13 protein-coding genes, 1 other RNA gene and 2 pseudogenes are annotated in these 15,314 nt (G+C 35.6%); 5 read left to right on the top strand and 11 right to left on the bottom strand.

Annotation, left to right across the window (positions count from 1 at the left end):
* Positions 1–19 precede the first annotated feature (19 nt).
* From smpB to BAZO_RS22955, 3 genes and pseudogenes are all read left to right on the top strand, one after another.
* Entirely contained in the window at positions 20–487 is a 468-nt protein-coding gene (gene smpB, locus BAZO_RS07580; RefSeq protein ID WP_003330795.1) for an SsrA-binding protein SmpB, read from the top strand.
* A 195-nt stretch (positions 488–682) separates the two neighbouring features.
* Positions 683–1,021, top strand: a transfer-messenger RNA (tmRNA) gene (gene ssrA, locus BAZO_RS21620).
* A 540-nt stretch (positions 1,022–1,561) separates the two neighbouring features.
* Positions 1,562–1,689, top strand: a pseudogene (locus BAZO_RS22955) (YdcF family protein); the annotation flags it as partial.
* Between the two features lie 77 nt (positions 1,690–1,766).
* On the opposite strand, the gene BAZO_RS07585 reads toward BAZO_RS22955, so the two are convergent.
* From BAZO_RS07585 to BAZO_RS07620, 8 genes are all read right to left on the bottom strand, one after another.
* Positions 1,767–3,173 carry a sensor histidine kinase gene (locus tag BAZO_RS07585; RefSeq protein WP_003330796.1) on the bottom strand — a complete coding sequence of 469 codons (1,407 nt, stop codon included), beginning with the start codon at positions 3,171–3,173 and terminating at the stop codon, positions 1,767–1,769.
* A gap of 2 nt (positions 3,174–3,175) precedes the next feature.
* Positions 3,176–3,886, bottom strand: coding sequence for a response regulator transcription factor (locus tag BAZO_RS07590; protein WP_003330797.1), 711 nt, complete (start codon positions 3,884–3,886; stop codon positions 3,176–3,178).
* A 71-nt stretch (positions 3,887–3,957) separates the two neighbouring features.
* On the bottom strand, positions 3,958–4,320 hold the full coding sequence (locus tag BAZO_RS07595; RefSeq protein ID WP_003330798.1) for a YxeA family protein: 363 nt from the start codon (positions 4,318–4,320) through the stop codon (positions 3,958–3,960).
* Positions 4,321–4,340: 20 nt separating this feature from the next.
* Positions 4,341–6,266 (bottom strand): ABC transporter permease, encoded by a 1,926-nt coding sequence (locus BAZO_RS07600; protein ID WP_003330799.1) that lies wholly within the window; start codon positions 6,264–6,266, stop codon positions 4,341–4,343.
* Positions 6,267–7,022, bottom strand: a complete 756-nt coding sequence (locus BAZO_RS07605; protein ID WP_003330800.1) for an ABC transporter ATP-binding protein — start codon at positions 7,020–7,022, stop codon at positions 6,267–6,269.
* 106 nt (positions 7,023–7,128) lie between these two features.
* Positions 7,129–8,286 carry a VanZ family protein gene (locus BAZO_RS07610; protein WP_003330801.1) on the bottom strand — a complete coding sequence of 386 codons (1,158 nt, stop codon included), beginning with the start codon at positions 8,284–8,286 and terminating at the stop codon, positions 7,129–7,131.
* Between the two features lie 122 nt (positions 8,287–8,408).
* Complete coding sequence (locus BAZO_RS07615; protein WP_003330803.1) at positions 8,409–9,458, bottom strand: DUF418 domain-containing protein; 1,050 nt, start codon at positions 9,456–9,458, stop codon at positions 8,409–8,411.
* Between the two features lie 423 nt (positions 9,459–9,881).
* On the bottom strand, positions 9,882–10,421 hold the full coding sequence (locus BAZO_RS07620) for a DUF421 domain-containing protein (protein WP_003330804.1): 540 nt from the start codon (positions 10,419–10,421) through the stop codon (positions 9,882–9,884).
* 1,187 nt (positions 10,422–11,608) lie between these two features.
* Between BAZO_RS07620 and BAZO_RS07625 the strand changes: the two genes are divergently transcribed.
* Positions 11,609–11,947, top strand: a complete 339-nt coding sequence (locus BAZO_RS07625; RefSeq protein WP_003330805.1) for a YmaF family protein — start codon at positions 11,609–11,611, stop codon at positions 11,945–11,947.
* 145 nt (positions 11,948–12,092) lie between these two features.
* Here the strand turns inward: BAZO_RS07625 and BAZO_RS07630 are convergent, their stop codons facing one another.
* Positions 12,093–12,473 (bottom strand): hypothetical protein, encoded by a 381-nt coding sequence (locus BAZO_RS07630; protein WP_157382097.1) that lies wholly within the window; start codon positions 12,471–12,473, stop codon positions 12,093–12,095.
* 325 nt (positions 12,474–12,798) lie between these two features.
* Between BAZO_RS07630 and BAZO_RS23390 the strand changes: the two are divergent.
* Positions 12,799–12,936, top strand: a pseudogene (locus BAZO_RS23390) (sodium:solute symporter family transporter); the annotation flags it as partial.
* A gap of 124 nt (positions 12,937–13,060) precedes the next feature.
* Here the strand turns inward: BAZO_RS23390 and BAZO_RS07640 are convergent.
* Together BAZO_RS07640 and BAZO_RS07645 are read right to left on the bottom strand one after the other, a co-directional pair.
* A complete protein-coding gene (locus tag BAZO_RS07640) occupies positions 13,061–13,717 on the bottom strand; it encodes a potassium channel family protein (RefSeq protein ID WP_003330808.1) in 657 nt (218 codons plus the stop codon).
* Between the two features lie 28 nt (positions 13,718–13,745).
* Complete coding sequence (locus tag BAZO_RS07645; RefSeq protein ID WP_003330809.1) at positions 13,746–15,083, bottom strand: TrkH family potassium uptake protein; 1,338 nt, start codon at positions 15,081–15,083, stop codon at positions 13,746–13,748.
* Positions 15,084–15,314 lie beyond the last annotated feature (231 nt).

Consider the following 15,314-nt stretch of genomic DNA (forward strand, 5'->3'; position numbering starts at 1 on the left):
ATGTAGGAGGGGAGATTTTATGCCAAAAGGTGCAGGCAAGGTGATTGCACAAAATAAAAAGGCTTACCATGATTATTTTATTGAAGATACATATGAAGCGGGAATCGTGCTTCAAGGTACTGAAATTAAATCAATCCGTGCGGGGCGTGTCAATTTAAAGGATTCTTATGCTAAGGTTGAAAAAGGCGAACTTTTTTTACATAACATGCATATAAGTCCATATGAACAAGGGAACCGCTATAATCACGATCCATTACGAACTAGAAAGCTATTGTTACATAAAAAAGAGATTGTAAAGCTCCTTGGTATTACAAAAGAACAAGGCTATTCCCTAGTCCCATTAAAGATATATTTGAAAAATGGATATGCCAAAGTATTAATTGGATTAGCGAAAGGTAAAAAGAATTACGATAAGCGTGAGGATTTAAAACAAAAAGAAGCTAAGCGTGATATTGAGCGGGCTTTCAGAGAACGACAAAAGATGTAGCAATCGTTTTGCGGCGCACAATATACATGTGTAAAATATTATGCCATTTAACTGTTATTTACAGTTGATTCGGTTCATGTTTGTGCTATAATAAATAACGTAAGGTAGTTTCACAAACACAACTTAATATGCAGCAAGCATTTAAGCTATACTATCCAGTACACCTTATATATCTTATATTATATATGGGGACGCTACGGATTCGACAGGGGTAGTTCGAGCTTGAGTTGCGAGTCGAGGGGATCGGCCTCGTTAAAACGTCAAAGCCTATAACTGGCAAAACAAACAATAACTTCGCTTTAGCAGCTTAATAACTGTCTAATGCGGTTCCTCCCTCCATCGCCCATGTGGTAGGGTCAGGGACTCACTCTTAGTGGGCTACGCCGGAGTTCGCCGTCTGAGGACGAAGGAAGAGAACAACCAGACTAGCTGCTGAGAAGCCTGTCGATAGGCTGAACAGTTTGCGAAGCGCCAATATATCGACTACACTCGTAGAAGCTTAAGTCACGATGCTTTTGGACGTGGGTTCGATTAGTAATTAGTCGCCTTATGTGGTAACACATAAGTGAAAATTCGGCTTGATCGGGGAAATCTAAGTTGCCAAAAGGCAATAAGGCAATCCCGAGCAGTATGTGGAGCAATCCAACAGCTGTGTATCGACTTATAGGCTGCCAATTTCATTGGTAGTACTAGGATGTGAAACCCTGCCTGAGGACAGTTCAGGTAAATCTAAGTTTCGCATAATACGCCGAGGGGCCTGAGTAAAATTTCAGGTTCAAGATATAGTCAGTGCCATGACGAAAGCATGGAAAAGCACGTCCCACCGTCTCCACCAAATACATACCTTTGGTGGTTAAACATATTACTGTGACATAAAGCATAAAATTTCCGTTTGGAAACTTTATGCTTTATTTTTTTAGGAAATTTTATGCTTGATTTCTAGAAAAATAAAAATAAGCCTAAAGCTGTGTTCAAAAGAACAGCAAAACTATATTTTTTTTGATAGTAAACTAATAAAAATAGGCAAAATAAAAAAGGCTTTATAAACTGATACCACTATCATTTATAATGAACTGGCCAAATGCAATGATTCGAGAATATATTGCCATCATTGTGATGCAACGTAAACGTCATACCGTTGTAGGGGGGCCATTTTAGGAGTTTCTATCCTTTTAACCCTTTTATTAGTTCTATTTAATTAACCAATACAAAAAGCCATTCATCTTTTGTGAATGGCTTTTCCCATATGAGTTAGTTAAGTATAAAGAAGCACCCTCGTTCAAATTTGAATGTCAATCGTTGTTCCATAGCCAACCTCACTATGAATGAGAATTCTTCCATCGTGGACTTTAATAATGTCATTGGCTATGGCCATGCCCAGTCCGGATCCTCTATGTGCTGCTCCAGTGTTGGTTCCACGATAGTAACGGTCAAAAATCCGGTCAAGTTCTTCCTTCTTTATTCCCTTTCCATTATCTTTTATCATAATATTTGTATATTCGTCCTTTTCAACGCTCACGATGATTTTCACATTATGCTCATTATGGACGATGGCATTATAAATTAAATTGTTGATTGCTCTGCGAAAAAGAATTTCATCTATTTCTACCATTATGGTCTCTTGATTTACATGGAACTGGATATCGCGGTCTGCATATTTCGGATCATTCAATAGATCAATCACTATCTTGCGCAAAAAAGCAACAATGTTTACTGCTTTTTTATTTAACGATAGTTCTTTATTCTTTAATCTGGTTGTTAAATTTAAATCTTCCATTACTTCCTTGATATAAAGTGACTTCACTTCGATAATTCCTGCGTATTCCCTCATTTCGTCCAAGGTAAAGTCGTAATCCGGATCCTTGATCATTTCCGCATAGCCCTGAATCGAGGATAGCGGGGTTTTAATATCGTGGGAAATGTTAGCAATCCATTCCTCCCTCATCGCGTCCAGCTTTTTTCTTTCTCTTTCACCGACTTTTAATTGGTCAGATAAATGATTTAAATGATCGAATACATTTTTATATAAACCTCTTGATTCAGTATGATGTTCGAATTCATGATTGGCTAATTTTTTTATGTCTTCAATCAGCTTATTTAATGGCTGTGTGAGCCTTTTACTAAAAAGGTATCCAATCAATAACGCTATTAAGATATCTATTAGTAAAATAGCCATTCCTATTTTAGTTGCGATCAAAATATCTCGATTATTGTAGGAAATAATATATCGATTTAAATCGCGATTTTCAATCCCAATCAAATAGCTCAACTGAAGACCATTTTTTTTCTTTTCTCCAATATAAACAACCGTATTTACACCGACTTCTTTGTACTTATACATTTGAATCATTTCTGATGGCGTGTATTTTTTCTTAATGGTCGCAGGCACTTCAAAGCTGTAAATCTCTTTTCCATTTTCATCTAAAATTTGGATCCAAGCCTTCTTTTTCACTAACTCTTTTTGTCCTTTTTCGGTAATTGTTACACCATGTTTATTTATAATAATTTCTTTTTGGAACCTTCTCGTGAATTGTTCCGGAGATGTTTCCCTTTCCTGAAATAGCGGGCTATCAAAAGTAGATTGTGCTACCAGCAGAGCTATACCAAGAAAAAGATTCATGAAAATAACTAGAATGACAACCAATACAACAGATAGTAAATATCTTCCCGTCAACTTCCATTTCATACTTATAGGTCCTCTATGGCCAGCTTATAACCTAACCCTTTAACTGTCATCAAATATTGAGGATGAGAAGGCTGCTCTTCGATTTTTTCCCGCAGTCTGCGGATATGAACCATGACCGTGTTATCCATCCCGAAGAATTCCTCACCCCAGACTGTATCGTAAAGCTGTTCCTTACTGATCACCTTATTTTTATTTTGGAGGAAAACCTTTATTAATCCCAGTTCTTTTGGCTTTAAGTCAATCACTTGTCCGTTCTTTGACAGTTGTGCCTTTTCTTCATTTAATTCAAAGGGACCTGCCTTTATTTTTGTCTCTTTCTCAGGTTCAGTCTGAAGCATGTAGTCTACTCGGCGCAAATGAGCCTTCACCCGATAGGCGACTTCTTTCGGACTAAATGGCTTCGTAATATAATCATCGCCGCCAATGGCAAAACCTACTATTTTATCGCTTTCCTCCGCTTTCGCAGACAAAAATAAGATCGGTATCCTTGATAGATTTCGTATTTGTTTACAGACATCATAGCCTTCTCCATCCGGCAGCATAATATCTAACAAGACAAGATCCGGATGAGTGTTTTGGAATTGTATAAACCCATCTTCAGCAGTAGCTGCCGTGATGACCTGCTCTATTCCTTCCTTTATTAAAACTGTTTTGAGCAGCCGTAAAATATCTTCTTCATCATCAATGATTAGAACCTTTTTATTTATAGACAAGCTTACTACCTCCTTGTTTTCTATATTATTATAGTAAAAAGGAATCCCTTTTTAAAAGGATTCCCACAACATTAGTTTATTAACTTTTCACTTACCTTTTTAGGAAGCTCATCCTTCTTTACTTCCTGATAGGATGTCACACCTTTATTATCCTTTACAAATAAGAGTAAATAAGCATTTTCCCTAAGCTGTTTTTGAGCCGTAAATGTCATTGTCTTTTGTCGGCCATTCTCATCAAAAGCCGGCAGCTCATATTCATAGCTTATTATTTTTTCGCCGTTGTTAATTTTATCTTCGATTACTTTTCCTTTTCCGTTAATCTGAGTATAATATTCATCGGCTCCTACCCGATTAAAGTTTACCTTTTGAAAAATGACTAGTGCGCCAACAAATATAATGACGATGGTTACGCAAGTGATGAGTAGTTTTTTCATTTTTATTCCCCATTTCTATTCTATTTCATGACAATTTTGTAGTAGGTTCTTACGGTTAAGAAATAATAGGCGATGTACATACAAGCATAAACACCAATACAGATGAATACTGGTATGACCAAGTTTGTTTGCAATAAATTTGATAACGCAGTTAAAGCTACGATAGAGTGAGCAATACCTGCTAGTAATGGCAAGGCAAAGATAAATAAGATTTGCTTCGCAATGGATTTTTTTACTTCATTTTTATTCACACCAATTTTGTGTAAAATCACATAACGCTCTTTATCTAGGCTAGTTTCCGTCAGCTGTTTAAAGTAAATAATGCTTCCTGTTGCAGCTAGGAATACTAGTCCTAAAAAGCCGCCCATAAAAATAAGTAAACCTGATGACTCCATTCCTTGAGAATAATCGGAATAAAAGCTTGAGAAGCCAGCATCCTCTTGTAACATCGATTGAATCTGTTTCGATAATATTTTGGTATCCTCTTCATTCGTCAGTTTGTAAACTTCCATGTTTACAAGGTTTGTTTCACTTGCTAGTTTAGAAAACAACTCATCACTCACAACAACGGTTATTCCCGCTGTGCGAAGATTGAGGACATTAAATTTCTTCCATTTCGTAAAAGTAATATCCTCACTGAGATCATTCACTTTTAACGAGATAGTAGATCCTATATACTTTGGTGATAAACCTTCAAAGTAGCCGGTATCTAAGGCAGCTGCCTCGTTACCTTTTAGTGACAGGGAGTCATCCCTTTTTTGCCATTTCGCTAATTGGTTATAGGTTTTATTGTCGATAATCGTATATTCCACTTCATCCGCCGAATTTTTACTATGAAGATTTGTTATATCAACATTCAACAGCATTGTTGGGACGGCCTCGTGATAGATAATCTCATGATCTTTGTCCTGTGAAATTCGTTCATATATCTGATTGGATCCCTTTTTATCCTTTGCAATATACATCATGCTGTTAGGATTTGCCATTTCTGCATTATGTCTATTGTTATAGTAGAAACTATAGACCGCTCCAACCGCCGTTAAGGTAGTTGCACTTAGAACAGCAATAATCGTTAACGTACGTGCATTTCCCTTTATTCGATAGAGAAGCTGGGATGTACTGATTAAATTGATTCCATTCCAAAAATGACGTTTATTGTTCCGTAAAAGCTTTAAAAGATAAACCGTTAGTGTATTGAATAACAAATACGTACCTAGGATTACAGTGACTAAGATAACAAGTGGAGTTAGCGTGAAGCCTATTTTTCTCCATACATCTGACTCCAATAAATTCTGCAGTGCCAGCCAGTAGCCAATTCCAATTAAGAGAACAGAGATGATCGCGACGATGACAGATGCTTTTGGTTCTTGTTCCCCTTCCTGCTCTGCTTTGAATAACTCAATTAATTTAAAACGGTAAATTAAGCGATATCCGTGAATCGAAGTAATCGCCGTAATCAGAGTGAATACGATAATAGTATTTATGATTGCTTGAGGGGATATAACAAAATTTCCAATCGCATCATAGCCCATGACCTTCATCAACATGGTTACAAAAAACTTTGACAATATTGAACCAAGGATAATCCCAATTAATAAGGCGATAATCCCCATGATAAAATTTTCATAAAATAACATCCGGCCAATTTGCTTTTTGCGAACACCCAGCAAAGAATACAGTCCGACTTCTTTTTTGCGTTTCTTTGTAAAAAACGAATTGGAATACCAGATAAACACAGCTACAAAAATCATTAACACAACTGATGCACCATTAAAGACAGAACTGATTTTTGTGGATGAATCTGTTGTTTCCTGAATTGTTTGCTCGTATTTTAAAGAAACAAAGGTAAAGTAAATGACAATACTAAAAATCATCGAACCAATATATAAGCAATAGTTCGTAAAATTCTTCCAAATATTTTTTCTGGCAATGCTGAATAATGTCATTTAGTGTCCACCCCCAAGTGAAGCAAGGACATCTAATATTTTTTGAAAGAATTCTTGACGGGTTTGCTGCATCTTATGAATTTCGGCGCAGATCCTGCCATCTTTAATAAATAAAATCCGTTTACAGAAGCTTGCCGCAAAAGCATCATGCGTGACCATCATGATGGTTGATTGATTCTGCTCATTTAATGCTGTTAAGCTTTCTAGTAAGTCAGTAGCAGATTTTGAATCCAATGCACCTGTCGGCTCGTCTGCCAAAATTAAGCTTGGATTTGTTACCATCGCACGGGAAGCAGCTGTTCTTTGCTTCTGGCCCCCGGAAATATGATAGGGATATTTATCAAGTATGTCCCGAATTCCAAACGTATCTGCAATTTTCTCGACACGGTTTTCTATTTCCTTCGCAGGCACTTTTGATAATGCCAGCGGCAGCAATATGTTTTCCCTTGCTGTTAAGGTATCAAGCAGGTTATAATCTTGAAAAATAAAGCCGAGTTTATTGCGGCGGAAGTCTGATAATTGCTCTTCTTTCATTGTGACAATATTTTGCTCGGCAATAATAATTTCTCCCGAAGTTGGCGTATCAATGGTAGATAATATATTGAGTAATGTGGATTTACCAGCACCCGAAGGCCCCATGATTCCGATAAATTCACCTTCCTTAATTTCCAAGTCAATATCTTCTAAGGCTTTATATTGATTTCCTTTTGTACCATAAACTTTTTGAATATTTTTCGCATGTAAGATTGTTTTCATTAAAAAGTCCTCCTTGAATGACTACAAATCAGATTATACTGACTGAACCTTACATCGTTTTAATCTAAACCTTACATAAACCTTAAAAAAGGAAGCAAATCCTGTTTTAAGAATTTGCTTCCTTTTTTCTTGGGACAATCTCTGCAACATGGTCAAAGTAGAAGGTGCGCTTTCCTTTTTTTAACATAACGAATACGGCATGAATGGATAAAGTCAGCCACATGATGCTAATAAATGTGAAGATAGCCATCGTTACCCACACATGGATAACGTAAAAGTGAGATTCCATTTCTAATTTCATGTGATCGAGAATGTTAAATAACGTAGATAAAAGCCAAGGTAAATATAAGGCAACGGTTCTTTTTAGCAAGGCCTGCCATGAAGGGGCATTTCCCTTCAAATTCGAAAGTTTAAATCGCATTATACTTGTTCCGATTGTTTTTCCACCCCATAGAAGAGGTATGACAAAGTACACAACCATAAAGCCCGCTGTTATATACATCATTTCGGCGAATCCACTGGATGTTAGTAGTCCGAATGTGAAAGAAAATGTTAATTTAATGAAAATATAATCTAAAAGTACAGCAAGTAATTGTGACAACGGCGATACTAGATGGCTCTTCTGCATTTTTTCCGCTTTCACCAATAGTTTTTCCCTAGAAGGAAATAAAGCCAGTATGACTGGAGCCATAAGGAAACCAAAGAGTGCACCTGTACTATTTAACATTAGATCGTCAACATCAAATAAACGATAGGGGCATTTATAAATTCCGTATATTCCCGTAACCTGCGTTACTTCGTAAAAGAGAGACAGGACAAATCCTAAAGCGAATGCCCTTTTCCAATATCGTTTTTCTTTGAAAAAGTATCTTAAATATACTCCAAAGGGAAGTAATAACAGAAAATTAAATGCCGCCTGCCAAAAGGCACTTTGATTGAATATCTGAATATACGATCTCGGTTGTGACCAAATAATGGGGGTCTCTTTAAAAATATCTCGAATAAAGGTGAATGGCTTTAATGAATAATAAACGGTATTTGGTGATTGAAAAGCGCAAGTATTTCTAGTTGACGGAAGCGGCAAAAGAACTAGAAATAGAGCTGATAACATATAGAAAATAAACGAGTAAGCAACAATGGAAGCCCAAAGGCTAAAAAATCCATACTTTCTATAGCTATATACCAACCAAGGGATGACAAGCAGAAAACCCAATACACCAAACATAATGAATGCGACCTTTATTGGTAGGATATATACAGACATACATACACCTCTTTTTGCTCTCTCATAATTTGAATCAATTTAAAAAGCAGACGAAATGCGCTAAATTACGCATCTTGTCTGCCTTATTATTGTTTAATTGTATACAAGACATTCAATCGTAATTACTTCCTAATGGATGCTCCATTCCTGCCATATGTCATAAATCGCCATACTTTTTCTAATGGCCCCATCTTAAAGAATTTAAACCAGATGACGCTATAAATGATTTGAATTGCAAAAATGATGATTGAAATGATGACAATGTTGATCGGCGAAACAACTTCTAAATCCATGATTGAAATGATGGCCAGCCCGATAAAGCTCTGTGCCCAATAATTTGTAAACGCCATTTGCCCAACCTGGGCAATCGGCTGCAGAAGTTTGGCGATGCGTTTGTTTTCTAAGATTACAAATAGACTCGATAAGTACAAATAGGTTGTCGGTATTGTACCTAAAGCAATGATTTCTTGAATATGTTGATTATGACCTTGTGATGCGAACCAGATCCAAATAGAAAAACCGATAAACAATGGAAATGTAACAATTTGGAGCAACCTTATTTGAGTGGACAAATCACTTATTTTTCGAATCCAATTCGCTTTAGCTGCTAAAAATCCAGATAAAAACATGATGAAAATCGTAATGCTATCATTCCCAAGAAAGGTAAAAACCTTTGAGAACATCCCCATATTTGGAGCAAAGATTACCAATAATAGCGATATGATATGGACCGCAATCAATCCGCCAAGCCACTTGCTAATCGTTGACACCTTTGCCCGATAAAAAGGAATCAGAAGGAAGCCAATAACGGCATATACTGCTAGAATGGAACCCCAAAAAAACAAAAAATGAATAATACCGATTAACAACAGAGCTAATAAACGTCTGGAAAAACGCCAACGTGGCCTATCACCACGGCTTTCAGCACGCGAGGCAAAAATATAAAACCCTGCACCAAATAGAAAAGAAAAAATGGAAAAGAATTTTTTCTCTACAAGAATATCGATTAATATGGCAACGATTTCGTTTATACCGTTATAATCTGGAATCACCACGTCATCAGTAAGGATTTTAAAGGCCCCTACATTAATTAACAAGATCCCAAACAAGGCAATACCACGGATAATATCTAAGGAAATGATTCTTTCCTTTTGTGTAATGGATGGATTCATACTATAATTACTCCCTTTAATAAGTAGTTTCTATTATAAAATTAGTATAGCGACCCAACCTTACACTATTTTAATGCAAACCTTACATTAACCTTAAAACATTAAGTACGAAAAAATCGCAAGTATCCTTTTACTTGCGACTTCCTGCTATCATTTTTGAAATAAACCATAAAAATTCCTAAAACAAAAAAATAAAGTATAAGCTTACCTATAAATAATTAAATGTAGATGATTTACTCGATTTCATGAAAAGGAGGTTGAAAAGTATCTTGAAGCCATGTGGCTCTTAGTGTGGAAAGTTTATGCTTATTTAATGGAAAGGATATAGTTTACGTCACATTACTATACGGACTTACCGATATAACGGTAGGTCCGTTTTATTAATTCAATTACTAAGGCAAGAAAAATAATTCAACGTCATCATCATTTAGGCGACTGTTTACTTTCGTTCACTGTTACTTGTTGGAGTATTTTTTGTATTTTCTCATCCAGAATTTTTTCTAAATCACCGATTGTTACAGGCTTAGCATGCTGCATTAGCTCATATCCTAGCTGACCGGTAACCTCAAAAGAAGCATCTTTAACATCGCTGATAGAAGTAATTCCGTTTTCACGCAATCTTGCTTCTAACTGATCAACTGTTAGACGTAATTTTTTAAGATTATTGGAAATGATTTTTCCATTTTGAATAACTGGTGTTTCCTTCCCAATAAATATTTTTTTCATAATTGTAAATTTTACTGTTAAAAATTGGATAAGTATGAGAAATGCTACAAAAGTACATAAGACAACGATTGTTTTTATTAAGCCCTTCTCTGAAATAGCATGGCTTATTGTCGATGCAATTGCTAAAAGTGTTATAATTTCTATTCCCGACATTTCGGCTACTGTTTTTTTACCCGCAATGCGGACTAAACAAAAACCTGCTAATAAAATTGCTATTGATTCTAAAATGTAATTCATAACAACCCTCAAATCAAACTTTAAAATAAATCATTGTTTTTAATTTACGCTTTATAGAAAACGAGAAAACCAATATTTAGAGGCTTTCTTTTCCAAAATAAATTGTATCCAATAGAATAGGAATGCCTTAGAGAAAAAGTAAAGAAAAAATTGAAGACCATTTATTCGAACCAAGGAATAGTACCTTACCTTTTTTGCAAATACCGAGAAGGGGAAGGCGAAGAAGGCATTTACAATTGCGTTAAGTAAAGTAAATCGTATGAAATTTCCGTATGTCCATTTTAAAATCCATATTGAGCCAATCAAAAAAAGGACCGATATTCAAAGGAAATTCTCCAAATAAGTATGAGTTTGGCTTATTATAGAATATCCACCATTTTTGTTTTTTTTTTCGATTATTGCATTTGCACCTTCTATAACACCTATTAGAAGTGAGGTAGGTAAAAATCTTTTTATATTTTGTAAACCCAAAAAAGGCGGTGTTGACCATAGCAATATTTGTTAATTTTTGAATTTTAATTGGTATAAAATATACTCCTTTCGCAGAAACCTACTACCTTGATTAGTTAATATATCCAAAGATTAAACTTATATGTATTGGTATTTGCCATGTGATAATTTCGAGTAAAACCAATAGTAAATTATTGAGGACAAAGAGCAGTTTGGCAATCATATTTATACACGAATTAAAGCACATCATAGCCGCAGCTATTCTGTGCTTTTATTATTGGTTCTGTAAATTTGCTCCTACCTTAAAATCTTTGAAATCGTTACTGATTTCTGGGTATCACTTACACTGTATTGACTGCTATATGGTTTTTACTTTATGTCTATTTAAGGGATCATTATTTTGAACTTTGATTGATCCACGACTTCTAGGCTGTAAAAATATAATGGCAATAATTAATGCTTCCTCAGTAGGTATGCCAACAAGTTGGACATCGCGGTGTTGATTGTTTTTTCCGAATAAGGAACAGTTTATTCGTGGAGGTCTATTTGGAATAGACTTTTGCTCATTGTAAAAACGTAATTGAATCACTTGCTTAAAGGACATATTTTGATAATTTAATAAATATCATTTGTATTAAAGATGGTAAGGGAGGGAGAGCTTTAGTATAAAACATGATTAACAATTTTAAATATCCATACCAATGGATATTTAAAGTATCTGCAGAAGGGGTGGGGATATGGCAAAGATAGGAAAAGATGATTTTGTTAATGGCTTAGTTCCGCACCATAATCATGGTTCAGTGGATTATACTTCGGTGGAAGCAGGGCATGTTCATCAGTGTTTAGATGTTACATCTCCTGCAATTCAAACTCAGGATGGTAGCCACATTCATTATACTGAGGGATATGTTGTCTTCGAAAACGGACATACCCACTATTATAAAGCTTATTCAGGACCCGCCATCCCGGTTGGAAATGGAATGCACGTCCATTATTATGATTTTTATACAAGTGAAGACGATGGACATCGACATCATATTAAAGGAGTTGATCAGCCAGCTCCAGGTACTAAATAGAAAATTAAATAAGATAGCGATGCTTCAATAACGAAGTATTGCTTTTCTTTTTTTTGTGCTAAATGGAGCAGTTTTTTAAATAAGTAAATAAGGACCATTTATGTAAATGGTCCTCTAACGTAATCAAATCTTACTAAATTCTTTATTATCCACGGGATCTATCAATGACTGTGCATCGTCTTGCGCCTCTGCGGATTAAACGGTTGGCCTCCACTAATGAGATTTTGACAAAAACGGCATGGTCTGTGTCGTCTTCTACATCAAACACGGCAAACGCGTCTCTACCGACAATCAAAACACAAATAAATTCTACCTCTAGATTATCCATCATTGGAACACGATTTGAAATTTCACAACGTTCTACTCCTGCATCTAACAACGTCATAGCTTCCCCGCGTGAAATACGAATAAACACGTACTCCTCAAATGCAACGTTACCAGCTTCCACTTCAATTTCAACCACAAGAAAAAAGCGATTCCTGATTTGTAGGACACAATTTGCTCCAATTGAAATAACATCCTGCATATTCAAAAGAATTCACCACCTTTTATTTTCAGTAGTTCATTTTATGTAATAACTTTCTAGTTCGATAGGGACAGGTGGTGAATTTTTATCTAGATTTTTTTCATCCGATTTTCCCTCCAAAATTTTTAATCTTTTAATCTTACAACATAAATATTAGTATTAATGTTTAATATTTCAAAATTTTATTTTTATCACTAACGTTGATATATCAACATGTCAGAATATCTGTCGTAAAATTTTATTTGAATTACAGAGAACAAAGCACAACACCCTCTATAATGTATCAAAGAATGACACATACCACCTAAAACTCAATATAAAATTTATATCTTTAGTAGGTTATGCATGGGCAGGCTTCGGAGCGGTATTTGGTCCGGTTATTTTATTAACTCTCTTTTGGAAAGGAACCGCAAGAAATGGTGCCCTTGCTGGAATGATTATAGGAGGTCTTACAGTCATCGTATGATCAATCAGCCGCTGTGATTCATTTCTATTTATATGAACTACTTCCTGGGTTTGTATTTTCATTTTACAACAGCCACCCTGACGGAAGTGGGTGCAAGAGAAGTGTTAGCGCACTTCTCTTTTTATTCTATACTTGAAAATTTAGATAAATCCTGTCTATTCCCAATAACCACCAACAAATCACGTTCATGAATTATATGATCTGGCGAAGGTGATACAATGATATCGCCGTCACTAATAATAGCAATGACACTTACATTATATTTTGCTCGAATTTCAAGTTGCCGCAGGCTTTTTTCAGCCATTTTTGAAGGGATCATAATTTCTTCTATATTATATTCTTTTGACAGTTCTATATAATTTAACATATTTGGGGAAAGAAGTTGATTGGCAACACGCTCTCCCATATCTCTTTCAGGAAACACAAGCCAATCAACACCGATTTTATCTAATACATGGCCATGACGCTTTCCTTGAGCCTTAGCAATTATTTTATCAACATTCAAATCTTTTAGTAACATGCAGGTTAATATACTCGACTGTATATCATTCCCTATTGCTACAATTACAACATCAAAATTTCGAATTCCAATAGAAGTAAGTGCTTTTTCTTCTGTAGTGTCTGCGACAACTGCATGTGTAACGTATTTTTCTGCGTCTTCCACTCTTTCTTCACTTACATCAATACCAAGTACCTCATGTCCTGCCTCACGAAGTCTTCGAGCTACACTTGTACCAAACCTCCCTAAACCGATAACAGCATATTGTTTTTTAATCATTTTTAACTCACATCCTTCTTATAATTAATTAACCAATCATGATATTCCCTTTTGGATGATGATAAGCTTCCTGTTTTTGTCTTTTCGTAATCGCATAAGCAAGTGTCAAAGGGCCTAATCTTCCCGTGAACATTGTAAGAATAATGAGCAAACGCCCGATTGGAGATAATTCCGGCGTTAACCCCATCGATAAACCTACTGTACCAAAGGCAGATGCTGCTTCAAATAGATACATAAGAAAAACATGCCCCTTTTCGGTAATGCTCAGCAAAATTGTTACAATCATTACAATTAAGGCCCCACTCGTAGCAACGGTAAAGGCTTTTAAAATTGTTTCCATAACAATTCGGCGTTTAAATAAAACAACGTCTTCTTTTCCTTTAAACTGAGACCACACGGTTGCCATTAAAACAGCAAAGGTAGTAATTTTAATACCACCAGCTGTTGACCCAGACCCGGCACCAATGTACATCAAAATGATTGTCAAAAATAATGTAGAATGGGTTAAATCTGCCATTGGCAATGTATTGGCACCAGCTGTTCTAGGGGTAACAGCATGAAACAACGCTCCAAGACTTTTACCAGCAACAGATAAAGGACCAAGTGTTTTGTTATTTCCATATTCAAAAAGAAAAATTAAGACAGTTGCTCCAATCGTTAAAATAAGAGTAGTCGTTAATACAGCCTTAGTGTGTACAGATAATTGTCGGGTTTGCCGATATTCAAAAAGTTCATTCATGACAACAAATCCCAATCCACCTAAAGTAATGAGAGAACACACCGTTAAAACTACAGTCGGATCATCTACATAATGGGTTAGACTACGAAATTCCCCCATTAAATCAAAACCTGCATTATTGAAGTTGGATATTGCATGAAAAAATCCATAATAAATTGCTTTTGCTGCCGGCATATCAAACGAAAAGCGGATTGCTAAAATGCTGCCCCCTACAAATTCAATGATTGCGGTGAAAATCAGTATTCTTTTGACCAATCTTACCATTCCAGCAAAAGTAATGTTATTGAAAGCCTCCTTCAGCAGCAGCCTTTCTTTGAAAGAGATTTTTTTACCTAAAAGTATAAATAAAAGTGTTGCAAATGTCATAAAGCCTAATCCGCCTACCTGTATGAGTGATAAAATAACCAACTCGCCAAACATTGAAAATGTATCTCCTGTATCAACTACAATAAGACCCGTCACACATGTGGCAGATGTTGCAGTGAATAAAGCATTTAAAAACGAAAGACCTTGCCCGTCTTCAGTGGCAATGGGAAGAGTCAATAAAGTTGCGCCGATTAGAATGATAATTGCAAAGCCTAAAACAAGAATTTTAGGAGGATCTAGATTATCTTTTATTTTTCTCATTGTTTTCTCCTTGTTTAAATAATGAATTTAATTTACCTTCAATATTAATTTCTTCATTTTTTTTTATATAATTACTATGTTGTTATCTCTTGCTGAAAAAGAAATAGACCATTAGCTACTCTTCTCCATACGACAACTGCAGGATCATTTAAGATTCTAATAGCAAATCAATCTAGGATTTCACTATTAAAACCTTGCATAATTCAAACATTACGAAGTGGAGAAAAGAAC

This window comes from Schinkia azotoformans LMG 9581, from assembly GCF_000307855.1.
GTDB classification, from domain to species: Bacteria; Bacillota; Bacilli; order Bacillales; family Bacillaceae_J; genus Schinkia; species Schinkia azotoformans.